General features: G+C 61.5%; 14 protein-coding genes. 7 read left to right on the top strand and 7 right to left on the bottom strand.

Annotated elements, in window-relative coordinates:
* Positions 1-114: 114 nt before the first annotated feature.
* From FAZ11_RS04910 to FAZ11_RS04895, 4 genes are all read right to left on the bottom strand, one after another.
* On the bottom strand, positions 115-1,833 hold the full coding sequence (locus tag FAZ11_RS04910; protein WP_081320045.1) for an AIPR family protein: 1,719 nt from the start codon (positions 1,831-1,833) through the stop codon (positions 115-117).
* A gap of 143 nt (positions 1,834-1,976) precedes the next feature.
* Entirely contained in the window at positions 1,977-3,227 is a 1,251-nt protein-coding gene (locus FAZ11_RS04905; protein WP_058773641.1) for a ribonucleotide-diphosphate reductase subunit beta, read from the bottom strand.
* 172 nt (positions 3,228-3,399) lie between these two features.
* On the bottom strand, positions 3,400-6,315 hold the full coding sequence (locus FAZ11_RS04900) for a ribonucleoside-diphosphate reductase subunit alpha (protein WP_058761544.1): 2,916 nt from the start codon (positions 6,313-6,315) through the stop codon (positions 3,400-3,402).
* A 635-nt stretch (positions 6,316-6,950) separates the two neighbouring features.
* The gene (locus FAZ11_RS04895) at positions 6,951-7,691 is read right to left on the bottom strand and encodes a 4'-phosphopantetheinyl transferase family protein (protein WP_058772746.1); all 741 of its coding nucleotides are present in this window, start codon (positions 7,689-7,691) and stop codon (positions 6,951-6,953) included.
* Positions 7,692-8,078: 387 nt separating this feature from the next.
* Between FAZ11_RS04895 and FAZ11_RS04890 the strand changes: the two genes are divergently transcribed.
* A complete protein-coding gene (locus FAZ11_RS04890; protein ID WP_058761545.1) occupies positions 8,079-9,425 on the top strand; it encodes a dicarboxylate/amino acid:cation symporter in 1,347 nt (448 codons plus the stop codon).
* Positions 9,426-9,837: 412 nt separating this feature from the next.
* On the opposite strand, the gene FAZ11_RS04885 is transcribed toward FAZ11_RS04890, so the two are convergent.
* From FAZ11_RS04885 to fabA, 3 genes are all read right to left on the bottom strand, one after another.
* Positions 9,838-11,052: a sugar MFS transporter gene (locus FAZ11_RS04885; protein WP_058772745.1), complete on the bottom strand. Its 1,215-nt coding sequence runs from the start codon at positions 11,050-11,052 to the stop codon at positions 9,838-9,840.
* Positions 11,053-11,306: 254 nt separating this feature from the next.
* A complete protein-coding gene (gene fabB / locus FAZ11_RS04880; RefSeq protein WP_058761547.1) occupies positions 11,307-12,524 on the bottom strand; it encodes a beta-ketoacyl-ACP synthase I in 1,218 nt (405 codons plus the stop codon).
* Between the two features lie 11 nt (positions 12,525-12,535).
* Positions 12,536-13,051, bottom strand: coding sequence for a 3-hydroxyacyl-[acyl-carrier-protein] dehydratase FabA (gene fabA, locus FAZ11_RS04875; RefSeq protein ID WP_058761548.1), 516 nt, complete (start codon positions 13,049-13,051; stop codon positions 12,536-12,538).
* A 365-nt stretch (positions 13,052-13,416) separates the two neighbouring features.
* On the opposite strand from fabA, the gene FAZ11_RS04870 reads away from it, so the two are divergent.
* From FAZ11_RS04870 to FAZ11_RS04845, 6 genes are read left to right on the top strand one after another with little or no spacing between them, the layout of a single operon-like run.
* Positions 13,417-14,439 carry an NAD(P)H-dependent glycerol-3-phosphate dehydrogenase gene (locus FAZ11_RS04870; protein WP_058761549.1) on the top strand — a complete coding sequence of 341 codons (1,023 nt, stop codon included), beginning with the start codon at positions 13,417-13,419 and terminating at the stop codon, positions 14,437-14,439.
* Positions 14,440-14,470: 31 nt separating this feature from the next.
* Entirely contained in the window at positions 14,471-14,758 is a 288-nt protein-coding gene (locus FAZ11_RS04865) for a DUF4389 domain-containing protein (RefSeq protein WP_058761550.1), read from the top strand.
* Positions 14,755-15,210, top strand: coding sequence for a phosphohistidine phosphatase SixA (gene sixA / locus FAZ11_RS04860; RefSeq protein WP_137279170.1), 456 nt, complete (start codon positions 14,755-14,757; stop codon positions 15,208-15,210). The genes FAZ11_RS04865 and sixA overlap by 4 nt, the downstream gene beginning before the upstream one ends.
* A 21-nt stretch (positions 15,211-15,231) precedes the next feature.
* Positions 15,232-15,669, top strand: a complete 438-nt coding sequence (locus FAZ11_RS04855; RefSeq protein ID WP_058761552.1) for a hotdog fold thioesterase — start codon at positions 15,232-15,234, stop codon at positions 15,667-15,669.
* Between the two features lie 2 nt (positions 15,670-15,671).
* Positions 15,672-16,553, top strand: coding sequence for an alpha/beta fold hydrolase (locus FAZ11_RS04850; protein WP_058772744.1), 882 nt, complete (start codon positions 15,672-15,674; stop codon positions 16,551-16,553).
* Positions 16,554-16,559: 6 nt separating this feature from the next.
* Positions 16,560-17,369: a DUF4892 domain-containing protein gene (locus FAZ11_RS04845; RefSeq protein WP_058772743.1), complete on the top strand. Its 810-nt coding sequence runs from the start codon at positions 16,560-16,562 to the stop codon at positions 17,367-17,369.
* Positions 17,370-17,406 lie beyond the last annotated feature (37 nt).

Below are 17,406 nucleotides of genomic sequence, written 5' to 3'. Positions count from 1 at the left end.
GAATTAAACTTGTCGATGGGAAAGGCTTGTACTGTTTGCTCTATCTATATTTATATGGGTGTTGGGTGTTGGGTGTTGGGTGTTAGGTTTTTAGATTTGCTATTGGTTAAATTTTTAAAGGAGTGACATCGATAGCAAGGCGTTCTCAAAGTTCATGGAGCCTATGTGGTGATACATGCTTTGAAGTATTTTGTCTTTATCTTCTTTTCCTTTTAAGACATCTAAGGCAATTGTTTTGAAAGCTTTTATGTAAGTTTCTATGTAGGTGGATGGGTCTGCTTCAATTTGGCCTGCAAGAGATGTTATTCCCTTTTTCAGTTCGCTGTAACTCTCAAAGCGTCTGTCCCTTTTTTCAAGGGAGCTAAATATCGCAAGCAAAGCTACAAATGCCCTATACGAAGGCTTGTCTTCTCGCCAGAATCTTCTGAATAAGTCGGTTATTTCAGGCTTTAAAAGCCCGTCTTTTAGTGTTTCCATTGCGTTGGAGGATTTGTTGTGGAGTATGAAAAGGGACTCAAGGAAGCTCGACTTTTCAGGGTCTCTTTCAAAGCTTTGCAGTAAGTCGATTCTTAGCTCTGTGTAGTTTGGAGATATTGCGTTGTTTGCGGAGCGAGAAAATAGACCTATAAATATGGATTTTAATTCATCGTAGCAGATTTCATCTTTGTAAACTTGGTCAAGTAGGGAGAATGCTGATTTCCCTCCTGTTGCTACTTGGTTGTCAAATTTGAAATTATTTTCAGCGCCGACAGCTCTTGCTAGTTGGGGTCTAAGGTATCTGGCAAGCTCTAGCTCGATCCTTTCAATCTCGGTTTGGAAGTTTGCTGCTTTTGCTATTTCCCAAGAGTCTTCGGTCTCTACTATTTTTGTAAGAACATGTCCCGAGCTTGGGTTAACGAAGAAAATGCTCATCGTAGTCTGACAGCCATTTACAATGCTGGCTTGTTCGAGGTTTAGTGAAAAGCCGGAAGTTTCGTTTACTTTGGATGCTCGGATTACAATGCCATTATTGCGTTCGAGCATTTTCTCCGGCGACTCTTCCAGTGTGGATGCAATAGCTTCGTTAACTGTCTCGCGAACGCCACCAGATTTGACTTTTTTACCTTGGAATCCTAGCCATTCCCTAATGTTTTCAAAAAATATAGCGTCTCCAGATTCTTCATAAATCTTTCTGAGCTCGCTACAAGGTAGTGCACCTATATAGACGTTATTGATCTTTATATATGCATTGTCGAAAGAAATAGACGTGCTCTGTGGTCGAATATACACACTTTTGTAAATGGACTGAATAGTGTGAAGAATTTCCAGTCCATCTATTATTGAAAATCTTTTTTCTTTTTTTATTTTTTCGAGAAAAAATTTTGAAGGGCGCAGGCTCTTCGAAAATTTTTCAATTAAGGTTGAGGCTTTAGATGCCGTTATTATTAGGTAGCAATCCTTTGGAGGATGATTCGAGTGCTCTATTCCACTAAGATCCAACTCCCCTTGTGAGCTGTTGTTTCTATTTGATTCATACTCTTGAAATTTACTAAAAATTATATCTAAGTCATCAATTCCTGATATTGTATATTTTGCTTGGACTCTTAATTCTATTTCGCTATTTTCTTTGTTTTGAAAAATTAAATCGACACCTTTGTCCCAGCTTTTTTTGGACTTTGTGGCTCGCTCAAAATCTGCGCCTGGTTCCGTGTGTGGTATTAGGTGCTCCGCTAGTTCGGCGAACTTATCGCCCATTTCAACGGTATTTAGTCCTTCCATTTGTCCTTGGAAATGGCTTAGTAGAGAGCCGTAGTCTTGAAGAAACTCTGGCAGGCCATCATTTTTAGTTTGCATTTGATTTCCTCCATGGGCACTTCTTGATCGTAGCGGTGTAGCCAAAGGCTTGCAAGTACAGGCTTTTGTGGTGTTATAAAAGAAAAACCCTCGCTATAGCGAGGGTTCTATTTGTCATAGGAGTTGTGTGCTCTGCCTGGAGCTCAATCCCAGCTCAACGCCCCACCCGTCTGATACTCGATCACCCGCGTCTCGAAGAAGTTCTTCTCCTTCTTGAGATCCATGATCTCGCTCATCCAGGGGAAGGGGTTGGTGGCGCCCGGGTATTCTTCCTTGAGGCCGATTTGGGTCAGGCGGCGGTTGGCGATGAACTTGAGGTAGTCCTCCATCATCGCCGCGTTCATGCCCAGCACGCCGCGGGGCATGGTGTCGCGGGCGTATTCGATCTCCAGCTGGGTACCCTGGAGGATCATCTGGGTGGCTTCGTCCTTCATCTGAGCATCCCACAGATGGGGGTTCTCGATCTTGATCTGGTTGATCATGTCGATGCCGAAGTTCAGGTGCATGGACTCGTCGCGCAGGATGTATTGGAACTGCTCGGCGGTGCCGGTCATCTTGTTGCGGCGGCCCATGGAGAGGATCTGGGTGAAGCCGCAGTAGAAGAAGATGCCTTCCAGTACGCAGTAGTAGGCGATCAGGTTCTTGAGGAACTGGCGATCGGTCTCCGGGGTGCCGGTCTTGAACTCGGGGTCGGAGATGGAGCGGGTGTACTTCAGGCCCCAGCTCGCCTTCTTCGCGACGCTCGGGATCTCGTGGTACATGTTGAAGATCTCGCCTTCATCCATGCCCAGCGATTCGATGCAGTACTGGTAGGCGTGGGTGTGGATCGCCTCTTCGAAGGCCTGGCGCAGGATGTACTGGCGGCACTCGGGGTTGGTGATCAGGCGGTAGACGGCCAGCACCAGGTTGTTGGCGACCAGGGAGTCGGCGGTGGAGAAGAAGCCGAGGTTACGCTTGACGATGCGGCGCTCGTCCTCGGTGAGGCCGTCCGCGCTCTTCCAGGTCGCGATGTCGGCGTTCATGTTCACTTCCTGGGGCATCCAGTGGTTGGCGCAACCATCCAGATACTTCTGCCAGGCCCAGTCGTACTTGAAGGGCACGAGCTGGTTGAGGTCGGCGCGGGCGTTGATCATCTGCTTGTCGCCGACGTGCACGCGGGCGGAGGAGCCTTCCAGATCGTCCAGGCCTTCCTGGATGTCCAGCTCGTTCAGCGCGGCCTTGGCGCGGGCCACGGCATCGGAGTCATCGGCGGACAGGGCACGGGCGTCATGGACCAGGGCGTCGCCTTCGGAATCCAGGCGCTCGGTCTGGGCCGGGGCTTGCTGGCCAGCGGCCTGGGCGGGCTTGGCGGTGGTGGTGTCGTCGTCTTTGTCGAATTCTTCCCAGTTCAGCATGGGGTGTCTCCTGGGTGGCTGTGTGGTGGGGGCGGGGCGGCGTGGCCCTCGCCCTAGCCCTCTCCCGGGGGAGAGGGGATCTGGAGCTTTGGGTGTGGGGTGGCCCTCACCCTAGCCCTCTCCCTGAGGGAGAGGGGATGGAGAGCGGCCCTCTGCTAGAGAGGGCTGGGTGTTACTGGCAGGCTTCGCACTCGGGGTCGTCGAGGCTGCAGGCCTTGGGCACCGGAGCCGGTGCGGGGGCCGGAGCGGCTTCGACCTTCTGGGCCGGGGCGGGCGCTGCGCTGGCCTGGACGCCGGTGATGGGGTCGGCGCTCACGGCGTTCAGCTTGCCGGTGTTGATGGTCGACTTCTCGGTGCTGGTGGCGGCCAGGGCACGGAGGTAGTAGGTGGTCTTCAGACCGCGGAACCAGGCCATGCGGTAGGTCACGTCGAGCTTCTTGCCCGAGGCGCCGGCGATGTACAGGTTCAGCGACTGGGCCTGGTCGATCCACTTCTGGCGACGGCTGGCGGCCTCGACGATCCACTTGGTCTCCACTTCGAAGGCGGTGGCGTACAGGTCCTTCAGATCCTGCGGGATGCGCTCGATCTGCTGCACGGAGCCGTCGTAGTACTTGAGGTCGTTGACCATCACCGAGTCCCACAGGCCGCGGGCCTTGAGGTCGCGTACCAGGTAGGGGTTGATGACGGTGAATTCGCCCGAGAGGTTCGACTTCACATAGAGGTTCTGGTAGGTCGGCTCGATCGACTGGGACACGCCGGTGATGTTGGCGATGGTCGCGGTCGGCGCGATGGCCATGATGTTGGAGTTGCGGATGCCCTTCTTGGCACGCTCGCGCAGCGGGGCCCAGTCCAGGGTCTCGGACAGGTCGACCTCGATGTACTTGGCGCCGCGCTCTTCGATCAGGCGCTTCTCGGAGTCGATCGGCAGGATGCCCTGGGACCACAGCGAACCCTGGAAGCTGGAGTAGCTGCCACGCTCTTCGGCCAGGTCACAGGAGGCCTGGATGGCGTAGTAGCTGATCACTTCCATGGAGGTGTCGGCGAACTGTACGGCGGCATCCGAACCGTAGGCGATGTGCTGCAGATACAGCGCATCCTGGAAGCCCATGATGCCCATGCCGACCGGACGGTGCTTGAGGTTGGAGTTCTCCGCCTGGGGCACCGAGTAGTAGTTGATGTCGATGACGTTGTCGAGCATGCGCACGGCGGTTTTGACGGTGCGGGCGACCTTGGCGGTGTCCAGCTTGCCGTCGACGATGTGGTTCACCAGGTTCACCGAACCCAGGTTGCACACGGCGATCTCGTCCTTGTTGGTGTTCAGGGTGATCTCGGTGCAGAGGTTGGAGCTGTGCACCACGCCCACGTGCTGCTGCGGGCTGCGCAGGTTGCACGGGTCCTTGAAGGTCAGCCACGGGTGGCCGGTCTCGAACAGCATGGACAGCATCTTGCGCCAGAGGTCCTTGGCCTTGATGGTCTTGTGCAGCTTGAGCTTGCCGTACTCGGTCAGGGCTTCGTAGTACTCGTAGCGCTCTTCGAAGGCCTTGCCGTAGAGATCGTGCAGATCGGGCACGTCGGCGGGGGAGAACAGAGTCCAGTTGCCGTCCTCGAAGACACGCTTCATGAACAGGTCGGGGATCCAGTTGGCGGTGTTCATGTCGTGGGTACGCCGACGGTCGTCACCGGTGTTCTTGCGCAGCTCGAGGAATTCCTCGATGTCCAGGTGCCAGGTTTCCAGGTAGGCGCAGACCGCGCCCTTGCGCTTGCCGCCCTGGTTGACCGCCACGGCGGTGTCATTGACCACCTTGAGGAAGGGCACGACGCCCTGGCTCTTGCCGTTGGTACCCTTGATGTAGGAGCCCAGCGCGCGCACCGGAGTCCAGTCGTTGCCCAGGCCGCCAGCGAACTTGGAGAGCATGGCGTTATCGTGGATGGCGCCATAGATGCCGGACAGGTCGTCGGGCACGGTGGTCAGGTAGCAGCTGGACAGCTGCGGACGCAGGGTGCCGGCGTTGAACAGGGTCGGGGTGGACGCCATGTAGTCGAAGCTGGCCAGCAGGTTGTAGAACTCGATGGCGCGGGCTTCCTTGTCCTTCTCCATGTGCGCCAGGCCCATGGCCACGCGCATGAAGAACAGCTGCGGCAGCTCGAAGCGGGTGCCGTGGCTGTGCAGGAAGTAGCGGTCGTACAGGGTCTGCAGACCCAGGTAGGTGAACTGCTGGTCACGCTCGTGATCGATGGCGGCGCCCAGCTTGGCCAGGTCGAAGGTGGCCAGTTTCGGGTCCAGCAGCTCCAGCTCCACGCCTTTGGCGACGTAGGCGGGCAGGGCCTTGGCGTAGAGGTCGGCCATCTCGTGGTGGGTGGCGGATTCGGCCACGCCAAGGAAGCTCAGGCCTTCGGCGCGCAGGCTGTCCAGCAGTAGGCGGGCGGTGACGTAGGAGTAGTTGGGCTCGCGCTCGACCAGGGTACGGGCGGTCATCACCAGGGCGGTGTTGACGTCCTTCTCGGCCACGCCGTCGTACAGGTTCTTCAGGGTTTCCTTCTGGATCAGCTCGCCGTTCACCTCTTCGAGGCCTTCGCAGGCTTCGCTGATGATGGTGTTCAGGCGGCCCATGTCCAGCGGCTGGGTGGTGCCGTCGGCCTTGGTCACGCGGATGCTCGGGTGCGGCTCGGCGATGTCGCTGGCGGCGCCTTGCTTGCGCTCCTGGCTGCGGGCTTCACGGTAGATCACGTAGCTGCGGGCGACCTTTTGCTCGCCAGCGCGCATCAGGGCCAGTTCGACCTGGTCCTGGATCTCTTCGATGTGGATGGTGCCACCGGACGGCATGCGGCGCTTGAAGGTGCTGCTGACCTGGTCGGTGAGCTGCTTGACGGTGGTGTGGATGCGCGAAGAGGCCGCGGCGGTACCGCCTTCCACGGCGAGGAAAGCCTTGCTGATGGCCACGGTGATCTTGTCGTCGGTGTAGGGGACGACGGTACCGTTGCGCTTGATGACGCGCAGTTGACCGGGGGCGGTGGCGCCCAGGTCCTGGCTGTCGTCTTGCGCCGGGCGGCCCTGCTGGGCTTGCTCGCGGGTCAGGTCGGTGTGCATGCGGATCTCCCTTGATCTGAAAGAGGGGACCGACGGCGAGCCGGCGGTCCGGAATAGGGTTGGCCCAGGGCCTGCGCGACGACTGCCTGTCGCGCCTTTACCAATGAAGATTCCAACGAAAAGCCGTGCCGACGCCGGCTCCCGAAAGAACGGCGGGCGGGGTTAACGACCCTGGAAATTCACAATTCGGGCGACAGGATAAGCCCTCCTCGCAAGGAGAGACAGTCTTGACAGAGGGGTGTTTCACCGTCCCAGCCCTCACCGACGAACTGCTATATATGGTGGTGTGAGGCTCTATTGGCCACTAGATGTCGCGTTTATCACATTTCGGTCTGTGGATAAGACGTGGATAAGCTGTTTGGAGCTGGGGGGTATCCTGGGGGCGATGCCGAGTCGTTGCGCATGAGCGCTGGGCTCCGAGGGGGGTGGTCAAATAACGTACAGCTCACCCGGTTGTCGCCTTGGGAAGGGTCAAGGGATATACCGGTTCGCTATGAGGATTTTCTTCACCATAAGAAAACGGTAGATAGCGACTGCGACGTTCTGCCCCGGTCAGGCTATCGGCTATCTCCGCGGCCCATCTTCCAGCGCGGAAGGTAAGAAGCTCTCCTTTAATAAGGCAGCAGTCGCCGTGCTCAGGCCTTGGGCGCCAGTAGCGTCAGCAGGCGGTTTTCCTCGTCCAGGCGAAAATAGCCCTCCAACTGCGTACCGGCCTGCCAGCGCGGCGAGAGGTCGAGCAGCAGGCGGATGCCGAAGCTGCCGGTCGGTCGATGGCTGAGGATCTCGGCATCCTGGAAGAAGAACATCTGCCGCACCTGTGGATACAAGGCCTTGAACAGGCTCTCCTTGGCGGAGAAGGCCAGGGTGATGGCAAAGGCCTGTTCGGTTTCGTCCAGCGGATCGAGCCGCTCCAGTTCGGTCGGGGTGAGGATCTGCTCGGCCAGGCGCAGGGCCTTGGTGGGCTCGAGCAGGGATTCCACATCCAAGCCGAGCCCCAGATAGTCCTGCTGACGGCCGGCCACCGCGGCGGCCCAACCGTGGCTGTGGGTGATGGCGCCGACATGGTCGCTCGGCCAGACCGGGCCCCGGTGCTCGCTGGTATGACCTGGCACGGCGTCGATGCCGCTCAAGCGGCGCAGGGCTTCCCGGGCGCACAGGCGGCCGGCGAGGTATTCGGCCTGGCGCTTGGCCACGGCGCGGCGGATGGTGTCTGGAGGCTCTATGCCCAGGCGCAGGGCATCACGCTCAAGGTTCACCTGGGTGGGGTCGAACCGGCAGCAGAGGATTTCCAGCGTCGCCAGCTCCGGGTTCAGGGGCGGCAATTCGCTGGGAGCGCTGCAGCAGCCCGGCAGGTCATTCAGTGACGGGCGAGGCATGACGACCAGGCGATCCCGAGCAGGCAAGAGCGGTTACCAACAACCACGACGGACTCCATCAACAAGGCGCTAAAGGATAGCCGACTACCGGCTCATGCTGGCGGAAAACCGCCTAGGGCGGTGGGGGATTTCCGCCCATTTCGGTCGGATGGCGAGGTTCCGCCATCATCCACTCACCAGACTCTTGGCTGAAAGGTGCATGAAAGCTGGCCTTTTGCTTGCGTAATAAAAGTGGAACGACGCTTGCTTATATTCCAGCCAGATACTGGTGCTGCCGTCAGCGCGGCCATCGGATCCACAACAAAAAGCTCTCAGGATGAGAGAGCCACTTTCAGTCAGGTGCCCACTCAGACAGGACGTCAGCCAGTGGCCACAAGGGAACGAGCCATGACAGCAACCGTCGACACAACAACTACTACTGCTCCCGCGCCCAAGCGAAACGTCAAGCAACCCCTCTACAAGAGCCTGTACTTCCAGGTGATCGTGGCGATCGTGCTGGGTGTTCTGCTCGGCCACTTCTATCCCCAGACCGGCGCTGCCATGAAGCCGCTGGGCGACGGTTTCATCAAGCTGATCAAGATGGTCATCGCGCCCATCATCTTCTGCACCGTGGTCACCGGTATCGCCGGTATGCAGAACATGAAGGCCGTGGGCAAGACCGGCGGCATGGCGCTGCTGTACTTCGAGATCTTCTCCACCATCGCGCTGCTGATCGGCCTGGTCGTGGTCAACATCGTCCAGCCCGGCGCTGGCATGAACGTCGACGTCAGCACCCTGGACACCAAGGGCATCGCTGCCTACGCCGCGGCTGGCGAGAAGCAGAGCACCATCGACTTCCTGCTCAACATCATCCCGTCGACGGTGGTCAACGCCTTCGCCACCGGTGAGATCCTCCAGGTGCTGTTCTTCGCCGTGCTGTTCGGCTATGCCCTGCACCGTCTGGGCGAGACCGGTCAACTGGTGTTCAACTTCATCGACCGTATCTCCCACGTCTTCTTCAACATCATCAACGTCATCATGAAGCTCGCCCCCATCGGCGCCTTCGGTGCCATGGCGTTCACCATCGGCAAATACGGCGTCGGCACCCTGGTGCAGCTGGGCTACCTGATGGCGTGCTTCTACATCACCTGCTTGCTGTTCGTACTGGTGGTGCTGGGCGCGGTGTGCCGTATGCACGGCTTCAGCATCCTCAAGTTCATCAAGTACATCCGTGAAGAACTGCTGATCGTGCTGGGCACCTCGTCTTCCGAGTCCGCCCTGCCGCGCATGCTGACCAAGATGCAGAAGCTGGGCGCCGAGAAGTCGGTGGTTGGTCTGGTGATCCCCACCGGCTACTCCTTCAACCTCGACGGCACCTCCATCTACCTGACCATGGCCGCCGTGTTCATCGCCCAGGCCACCAACACCCAGATGGACATCACCCACCAGATCACCCTGCTGCTGGTGCTGCTGATCTCCTCCAAGGGTGCTGCGGGCGTCACCGGTAGCGGCTTCATCGTGCTGGCCGCCACCCTGTCCGCCGTCGGTCACGTACCGGTCGCCGGCCTGGCACTGATCCTGGGTATCGACCGCTTCATGTCCGAAGCCCGCGCCCTGACCAACCTGGTCGGTAACGGCGTGGCCTCCATCGTGGTCGCCAAGTGGTGCGGCCAGCTGGACGAGCAGACCCTGAAGACCGAACTCGCCCGCGGCCCGAACGCCGTCGAGATCGAGGAAGCGCGTCAGACTGCCTGAGCCTAGCAAAAGGGCCGCTCCTGGAGCGGTCCCTGCGGTAACGACGAACGCCCGTATCGAAAGATGCGGGCGTTTTCTTTTGCCCAGGATCTGGCCAGGGCAGGGTGGTCGCGCCGCGTCAGGCAGTGATGTCGAGTCCTTCGATTGGCAGGTAGGGGAGCCCGCCGAGCCGTCTTGCCTACGCCGAGAGCTAAAGGGCAAGGCAGGGCGCTCCGGGCGGCCTCTGTCGATGCTGCATAGCGGGAGGAGCAGGGATGGCGCAGGGTGGACCGGATGGCTCGCGTAGGGTCGCACAGCCCGCTAGCTGGCAGGGGCGCGGGTCGGTCAGGCGCGAGAGAAGGAGGGGGGGAGGAGCGGAGGGGTAGCAGAGGGGACGAAGCGCTGGCAGGCCGCCAGCGCTTCGGAGGGTGGATCAGCGACGCAGGCTGGGGCGATAGCCCATCACGCCGTAGAACAGGATGTAGACGTAGCAGATCAGCGGGATCACGAAGGAGGGCAGCAGGCCGATGGTGTCGGCGAAGTAGCCCTGGATGGCCGGCACCAGCGCGCCACCGACGATACCCATGCACAGCAGGCCCGAACCCTTGGAGGTGAACTTGCCCAGGCCCTTGAGCGCCAGGGAGAAGATGGTCGGGAACATGATGGAGTTGAAGAAGCCGATGGCCAGCAGGGCCCACATGGCGATCTTGCCGCCCTGCAGCACGGCCACGGCCAGCAGCACACCAATGGCGATGGCGTTGAAGGTCAGCACCAGGTTCGGGCGCACCTTGGTCATGATCACGCCGCCGATGAAGCGACCGACCATGGCGCCACCCCAGTACAGGGACAGGTACTTGGCGGCGGTGGCGGCGTCCAGACCGGCCACGTCCGGGCTTTCCATCAGGCTCACCAGGTAGCTGCCGATGGAGACTTCGGCACCCACGTACATGAAGATGCCGACCACGCCGAGCAGCAGGTGGCGATAGGCCCAGACGCTGTTGGCGGTCAGGGCGTTCTCGTCGGTGGCGTTGTCCTGTTCGGTGTCCTTGATCTGCGGCAGGCGGAACAGGCCGATGATCACCGCCAGGGCGACCAGCATGCCGGCCAGGATCAGGTAGGGCAGCTGCACCGAATGGGCGGCGGAATCTTCACCGACCAGCGCCAGGATGGTCACGGCGCCCACCAGCGGGCCGACGGTGGTACCCAGGGAGTTGAAGGCCTGGGTCAGGTTGAGGCGCGAGGCGGCGGTTTCCGGCTTGCCGAGGATGGTGACGTAGGGATTCGCCGCCACCTGCAGCACGGTGATACCGGCCGCCAGCACGAACAGGGCGGTCAGGAAGAAGCCGTAGGAGTGAGCGCCGGCTGCCGGGTAGAAGAGCACGCAACCGACGCCGGCGGTGAGCAGGCCGACGATGATGCCCTTCTTGTAGCCCAGGCTTTCCACCAGGCGACCGGCCGGGAAGGAGACGATGAAGTAGGCGGTGAAGAAGCAGAACTGGATCAGCGAGGCCTGCAGATAGCTGAGAGTGAAGACCGCCTTGAGGTGGGGAATCAGGATGTCGTTCAGCGAGGTGATCAGACCCCACATGAAGAACAGCATGGTGAGGACGATCAAGGGTCCGCGGTAGCTCTGGTTTTGATTGTGCATTGGGGCTCCAGGGGAAAACGATTTCTTGTCTCTGCCCAGGTTTCTGGACAGCGCTGTCTATGGCAGATGCGCAGGCACAGCGAGGCGGCGCGAGATTAAGCTATTCGCGCTGCTGAATCCATTCTTCCGAGAGGTTCGCAGGCGAAGTGCTGGCGCCTTCGACCGCCAAGGGCATGGCCGGTTCAGCCGGGCAGGGAAGCGGAAATGAAAAACGGCGCCAGAGGCGCCGTTTTCATCGAGCGAGGTGGGGGCTATCAGCCCTGCCAGCGCTTGAGTACCAGGGTGGCGTTGGTGCCGCCGAAGCCGAAGCTGTTGCTCATGACGAGGTCCAGCTTGGCGCCTTCCTTGGTCTCGCGCAGGATCGGCATGTCGGCGACTTCCGGATCCAATTCGTCGATGTTGGCCGAGGCGGCGATGAAGTTGCCTTCCATCATCAGCATGCAGTAGATGGCTTCATGCACGCCGGCAGCGCCCAGGGAGTGACCGGACAGGCTCTTGGTGGAGCTGATGGTCGGGGCCTTGTCGCCGAACACGGCGCGTACGCCCTTGATCTCGGCCACGTCGCCCACCGGGGTGGAGGTGCCGTGGGTGTTCAGGTAGTCGATCTCGCCGTCGACGGTGGACAGCGCCTGCTGCATGCAGCGGATGGCGCCTTCGCCGCTCGGAGCGACCATGTCGTAGCCATCGGAGGTCGCGCCGTAGCCGACGATCTCGGCATAGATCTTGGCGCCACGGGCCAGGGCGTGTTCGAGTTCCTCGACCACCACCATGCCGCCACCGCCAGCGATGACGAAGCCGTCACGCTTGCTGTCGTAGGCACGGGAGGCCTTTTCCGGGGTCTCGTTGTAGTCGCTGGAGAGCGCGCCCATGGCATCGAACAGCATGCTCTGGGTCCAGTGCTCTTCCTCGCCGCCGCCGGCGAAGACCACGTCCTGCTTGCCGAGCTGGATCTGCTCCATGGCCAGGCCAATGCAGTGGGCGCTGGTGGCGCAGGCCGAGGCCACGGAGTAGTTCAGGCCCTTGATCTTGAAGGGGGTGGCCAGGCAGGCGGATACCGTGCTGCTCATGGTCCGGGTCACGCGGTAGGGGCCGACGCGCTTGACGCCCTTCTCGCGCAGGATGTCCAGGGCTTCCATCTGGTTGAAGGTGGAAGCGCCACCGGAACCGGCGATCAGGCCGGTGCGGGGGTTGGAGACCTGCTCTTCGGACAGACCGGAATCCTTGATGGCCTGCTCCATGGCCAGATAGGCGTAGGCGGCGGCATCGCCGACGAAACGCTTGACCTTGCGGTCGATCAATTCTTCGAGGTTCAGGTCGATGGAGCCGGACACCTGGCTACGCAGACCCATTTCGGCATATTCCGGGTTGTGACGGATGCCGGCGCGGCCCGCGCGCAGGTTGGCGGAAACGGTGTCTTTATCATTGCCCAGGCACGAAACGATACCCAGACCGGTAATGACGACGCGACGCATGCGAAAAGCCCTTAGAAGCTGTCGGTGGAAGTGAACAGGCCGACGCGCAGACCTTCGGCGGAATAGATCTCGCGGCCGTCCACGCTAACGGTGCCATCGGCGATGGCCAGAATGAGCGACCTGTTGATGGTGCGCTTGATATGGATATTGTAGGTGACCTTCTTGGCGGTCGGCAGTACCTGGCCGAAGAACTTGACTTCGCCGGAGCCCAGGGCGCGACCGCGACCCGGATTGCCCTGCCAGCCAAGGTAGAAACCGACCAGCTGCCACATGGCGTCCAGGCCCAGGCAGCCCGGCATCACCGGATCGCCTTCGAAGTGGCAACCGAAGAACCAGAGGTCGGGACGGATGTCGAGTTCCGCCACCAGTTCGCCCTTGCCGTATTTCCCGCCTACCTCGCTGATATGCACGATCCGATCGATCATCAGCATGTTCGGCGCGGGCAGTTGGGCGTTGCCCGGCCCGAAGAGCTCGCCACGGCTGCAGCGCAGCAAGTCTTCGTAGGTAAAGGCGTGTTGTTTGGTCATGCAAGCTCCTGTAGCTGGCCTAGATCCAGGCTCTGGCGACTCCAAAGGTCGCTCTGGGTATGGCTTCGTGTAGCAGTAGACTGCCGGGGCATCGGGAAAGTCACAGGCCAGCGCCCCGCTCGTTAACGGACCATTGTGCACTTTCCGCAGTCAATTCTCCATCCTGAGCGCCTGTTCATGATCGCGCAGGCTAGTGCCAAACGAGGCTGGCAGGCCTGAGGACGCCGAGTTTACGCTGGGTACATGAGCCTTCCGCAGGCGTTTTCAACGCCGTTCGGCCGATCGAGAACGGGCTCTGAGACGTGCGAGCGGCTACCGTATAATGGTGACAAGGCCGCGCGACCGCGGTGAAGACGAGAGTTTCGATGACAGTCCAATCCCCTATCGCCGTGCTGGGTGGCGGCAGTTTCGGTACCGCCCTGGCCAATCTGGTCGCCGAGAACGGGCTGCCGGTACGCCTGTGGATGCGCGATCCGCAACAGGCCGAGACCATCCGCCGCGAGCGCGAGAATCCGCGCTATCTGAAAGGCATCAAGGTACACGCCGCGGTCGAGGCGACCAGTGATCTGCCGGCCGCCATCGCCGGCTGCGAACTGGTACTGGTAGCCCTGCCGTCGAGTGCCTTGCGCCAGGCCCTGGCGCCCATCGCCAGCCAACTGGAAGGGCGCTTCCTGGTCAGCACCACCAAGGGTATCGAAGCGCACTCCTTCATGCTGATGAGCGAGATCCTCGCGGAGATCGTGCCGCGGGCGCGCATCGGCATCATTTCCGGGCCCAATCTCGCTCGCGAGATCGCCGAGCATCAACTCACCGCCACCGTGGTGGCCAGCGAGGACGAAGCCGTCTGCCGCCAGGTCCAGGCCGCGCTGCATGGCCGGACCTTCCGCGTCTACGCCAGCGCCGACCGCCTCGGCGTGGAGCTGGCCGGGGCGCTGAAGAACGTCTACGCCATCATCGCCGGCATGGCCGCGGCGCTGGAAATGGGCGAGAACACCCGCAGCATGCTGATCACCCGCGCCCTGGCGGAGATGACCCGCTTCGCCGTGCAGCGTGGTGCCAATCCCATCACCTACCTGGGCCTGGCCGGGGTAGGGGACCTGATCGTCACCTGCTCGTCGGAAAAGAGCCGTAACTACCGGGTAGGCCATGCGCTCGGCCGGGGCCTTAGCCTGGAAGAGGCGGTGGCGCAGATCGGCGAGACCGCCGAGGGCGTCAATACCCTCAAGGTGCTCAAGGAAAAGGCGGATGAGCTGGGCGTCTACATGCCACTGGTCAATGGCCTCCATGCGATCCTGTTCCAGGGTCGTAGCCTGGGCCAGGTGATCGAGGCCCTGATGGGCGGAGAGCCCAAGACCGATGTCGATGTCGCGGACGCCACCTTTATCTGAGCCGCTACACTGTCCAAAAAGAGGAATTCTCATGTCCGAACCCACGCATTCCCGCGAGCTGCTTGGCCTGCGCCTGATCTGGATGCTGCTGTTCCTGTTCGTCTGGCTGGGCGCGCAATACGTGCTGGCGGTGGTGGTGCTGCTGCAACTGGTCGTACGCTTGGTCAAGGGTGAAGCCAACCCTGGCCTGACCGATTTCGGCGCGGCGCTGGCGACTTACCTGGCGCAGATCGTGCGTTTCGGCACCTTTGCCAGTGAGGCGAAACCCTGGCCCTTCGCCGACTGGCCGGCCGAGGGCCGCTCCGCCACCGCGCCATGAAGCTCTGGCTGCTACGACACGGCGAAGCCGAGGCGCGGGCGCCCAGCGACGAGTTGCGTGAGCTGACCGTGGCCGGTCGCGCCGCCGTCTTGCGCAGCGCTGCGCAGTTGCAGGACGCTGACCTGCAACTCATCCTGGCCAGTCCCTATGTGCGAGCGCGCCAGACCGCCGCCCTGGTGCAGCAGCACCTGGCCTGGGCCGGCGAGCTGCATACCGCCGCCTGGGCGACGCCCGACGGTGAACCCGAGCGGGCCTTGGCGGAGCTGGAGCGGCAGGGGGTGGAGCGGTTGCTGCTGGTGACCCACAATCCCTTCGTCGGCGACTTGGCCGGCTGGCTACTGCATGGCCATCGTCAGGCGCCGGTGCCCATGGGTACCGCTTGCCTACTATGTCTGGAAGCACCGCTGCCATTGGCGGGTGGTTTCGATCTGGTCAGTCGTTTCGACGCCTGACGCCTCTTCTAAGGAAGCGACATGAGCATCTGGCAGACCCCTCCCGATCCCGCGGCCCTGACCGGCCTGCTCGACGATACCCTTGGCCAGCACCTGGACATGCGTATCGAAGCCTGGGACGACGACAGCCTCACCGCCAGCATGGTGGTGGATCGCCGTACCCATCAACCGATGGGCCTGCTGCACGGCGGCGCCTCGGTGGCCCTGGCCGAGACGGTGGGTTCGGTCGCCAGCATGCTGTGCGTGGATAGAGCGCGTTACTACTGCGTGGGCCAGGAAATCAATGCCAACCACCTGCGCGGCGTGCGTTCCGGGCGGGTGACGGCGGTCGCCCGGCCGCTGCATCTGGGACGCAGCAGTCACGTCTGGGACATCCGCTTGAGCGACGACGAAGGGCGGCTGACCTGTGTGTCGCGGCTGACCGTCGCCGTGGTTCCCCTGCAGCGAGACGCCTCTTGAGCATGACGGCGCACGTTCAGGAGTTGCGGCTGGAGCTGCCCCATGTGGAGCTGAGCGCGCGGGTGTCTGGCCCCGAGGACGGCTATCCGGTGCTGGCACTGCACGGCTGGCTGGACAACGCCATGACCTTCGCCCAGCTCGCGCCGCGGCTGACCGGACTGCGCATCGTCGCCCTGGATCTGCCCGGCCATGGGCTGTCGGCGCATCGGCCGGCTGGCGGTGGCTATGCGATCCAGGATTATGTGCTGGACGTGCTGGCCGCCGCCGAGCAACTGGGTTGGACGCGTTTCGGGCTGCTCGGACACTCCATGGGTGCCATCGTCGGTGTCATCGCCGCCGCGGCCTTGCCGGAGCGGATCGAGCGTCTGGCCCTGATCGACGGCTTGCTGCCCTACACCACGCCCGCGGACGAGGTGCCCGAGAAACTGGGCAAGGCACTGCTCGCTGAACTGGAGCTGCCCAACCGGCGCAAGCCCGTCTATGCCAGTGTCGAAGACGCCGTGGCGGCGCGCTTGAAAGGCGCCCTGACGGTGAGCCGGGAAGCGGCCGAACTCCTGGCCGAGCGTGGCCTCATGGCCGTGCCTGGCGGCTACACCTGGCGCTCCGATCCCCGTCTGCGGCTGCCCAGTCGTATGAGATTCACCCCGCAGCAGGCGCAGGCCTGCGTGCGCGCCGTAAGCTGTCCTACCGCGTTGGTGATTGCCGCCGACGGATTGCTGGCGCCGCATCCAGAGGCCATGGCGCTGGCCCGGGAGCAGCCGTGCTTCACCCTCCATGAGCTGCCGGGCGGGCATCATCTGCATCTGGATGACGCCCAGGGCGCCCAGGCCGTCGCAGATTGTTTCAATGCCTTCTTTGCCGCCGAGGTCGGACGCAACGAATAATGCGGCATGCCTAGCCGTCCGCTCCTTCCTCGCGCTGTATCCACTCGCCGCTTCCTGCTGATCGGTCTGCTGCTGTCCGCTGGTTGGGCGCAAGGGGCGGTGCTGGCGGAAATCGCCCCCCTGGACCATGCGCAACTCGTTCGCGAGACGGGACCCGCGACGGTCGAGCGACTCTATCCGCTGGGACCGGTCAATCGCATCGGTGGCCGGTTGCGCTTGGAGGCGTCCTTGCGGGTCGAGGGCGAATTGCAGACCCAGACCTTCGAACTGGCCAGTGGTCATCCACCGCTCGCACGCCTCGACAGCGAACGCCAGCGCCTGCAGCAACGGGGCGCGACCCTGCTCTATTGGTGCGAAGGGCGCGACTGCGGCGCCAGCAACGTCATCGCCAACAACCTTCTCGGCGAGGCCATGCTCTATGGTCCCGACGACCAGCAGGGCCTGGTCGTGCTGCAATTACAAGAACCGCAAACCGTATTGATGCTCTACGGCATAGTGCGCGGCAATCGGCGCGGCTATCTGCACGCCGAACGCCTGCAGGCGGCGCAGCCCTTGCCGGAGCTGTTACCGACGGCGGGTACCCTGCTCAAGGAGCTGCAGCGTGACGGTCAACTGTTGCTGCCGGCCCTGGGTGAGGCTCCGGAACAACCCTGGGTCGAGCTTCTCGCGGCGGCCCTGGCGCTCAATCGCGACGTCGCCGTGACCCTGGGCGGCGCCCAGGCCGAAGCCTGGCAGAGCGCCTTACTCGAGGCCGGTACTCGCGCGCCGCGATTGCAGACCGATGGTGATCGCGCGGCTGGTCTCTATCGACGCTAGTGTGGTGTTTCAGAAGTTAACTGCACAATTTTGGCGG

The sequence above is a fragment of the Pseudomonas rhizoryzae genome, assembly GCF_005250615.1.
Taxonomy (GTDB): domain Bacteria; phylum Pseudomonadota; class Gammaproteobacteria; order Pseudomonadales; family Pseudomonadaceae; genus Chryseomonas; species Chryseomonas rhizoryzae.
This window is presented reverse-complemented; position numbering and strand designations above follow the sequence as displayed.

What these genes read in the sequence shown, in the direction of transcription:
- FAZ11_RS04910 (WP_081320045.1), bottom strand. Translation starts at nt 1,833, where the DNA reads ATGCAAACTAAAAATGATGGCCTGCCAGAGTTTCTTCAAGACTACGGC.
- FAZ11_RS04905 (WP_058773641.1), bottom strand. Translation starts at nt 3,227, where the DNA reads ATGCTGAACTGGGAAGAATTCGACAAAGACGACGACACCACCACCGCC.
- FAZ11_RS04900 (WP_058761544.1), bottom strand. Translation starts at nt 6,315, where the DNA reads ATGCACACCGACCTGACCCGCGAGCAAGCCCAGCAGGGCCGCCCGGCG.
- FAZ11_RS04895 (WP_058772746.1), bottom strand. Translation starts at nt 7,691, where the DNA reads ATGCCTCGCCCGTCACTGAATGACCTGCCGGGCTGCTGCAGCGCTCCC.
- FAZ11_RS04890 (WP_058761545.1), top strand. Translation starts at nt 8,079, where the DNA reads ATGACAGCAACCGTCGACACAACAACTACTACTGCTCCCGCGCCCAAG.
- FAZ11_RS04885 (WP_058772745.1), bottom strand. Translation starts at nt 11,052, where the DNA reads ATGCACAATCAAAACCAGAGCTACCGCGGACCCTTGATCGTCCTCACC.
- fabB (WP_058761547.1), bottom strand. Translation starts at nt 12,524, where the DNA reads ATGCGTCGCGTCGTCATTACCGGTCTGGGTATCGTTTCGTGCCTGGGC.
- fabA (WP_058761548.1), bottom strand. Translation starts at nt 13,051, where the DNA reads ATGACCAAACAACACGCCTTTACCTACGAAGACTTGCTGCGCTGCAGC.
- FAZ11_RS04870 (WP_058761549.1), top strand. Translation starts at nt 13,417, where the DNA reads ATGACAGTCCAATCCCCTATCGCCGTGCTGGGTGGCGGCAGTTTCGGT.
- FAZ11_RS04865 (WP_058761550.1), top strand. Translation starts at nt 14,471, where the DNA reads ATGTCCGAACCCACGCATTCCCGCGAGCTGCTTGGCCTGCGCCTGATC.
- sixA (WP_137279170.1), top strand. Translation starts at nt 14,755, where the DNA reads ATGAAGCTCTGGCTGCTACGACACGGCGAAGCCGAGGCGCGGGCGCCC.
- FAZ11_RS04855 (WP_058761552.1), top strand. Translation starts at nt 15,232, where the DNA reads ATGAGCATCTGGCAGACCCCTCCCGATCCCGCGGCCCTGACCGGCCTG.
- FAZ11_RS04850 (WP_058772744.1), top strand. Translation starts at nt 15,672, where the DNA reads ATGACGGCGCACGTTCAGGAGTTGCGGCTGGAGCTGCCCCATGTGGAG.
- FAZ11_RS04845 (WP_058772743.1), top strand. Translation starts at nt 16,560, where the DNA reads ATGCCTAGCCGTCCGCTCCTTCCTCGCGCTGTATCCACTCGCCGCTTC.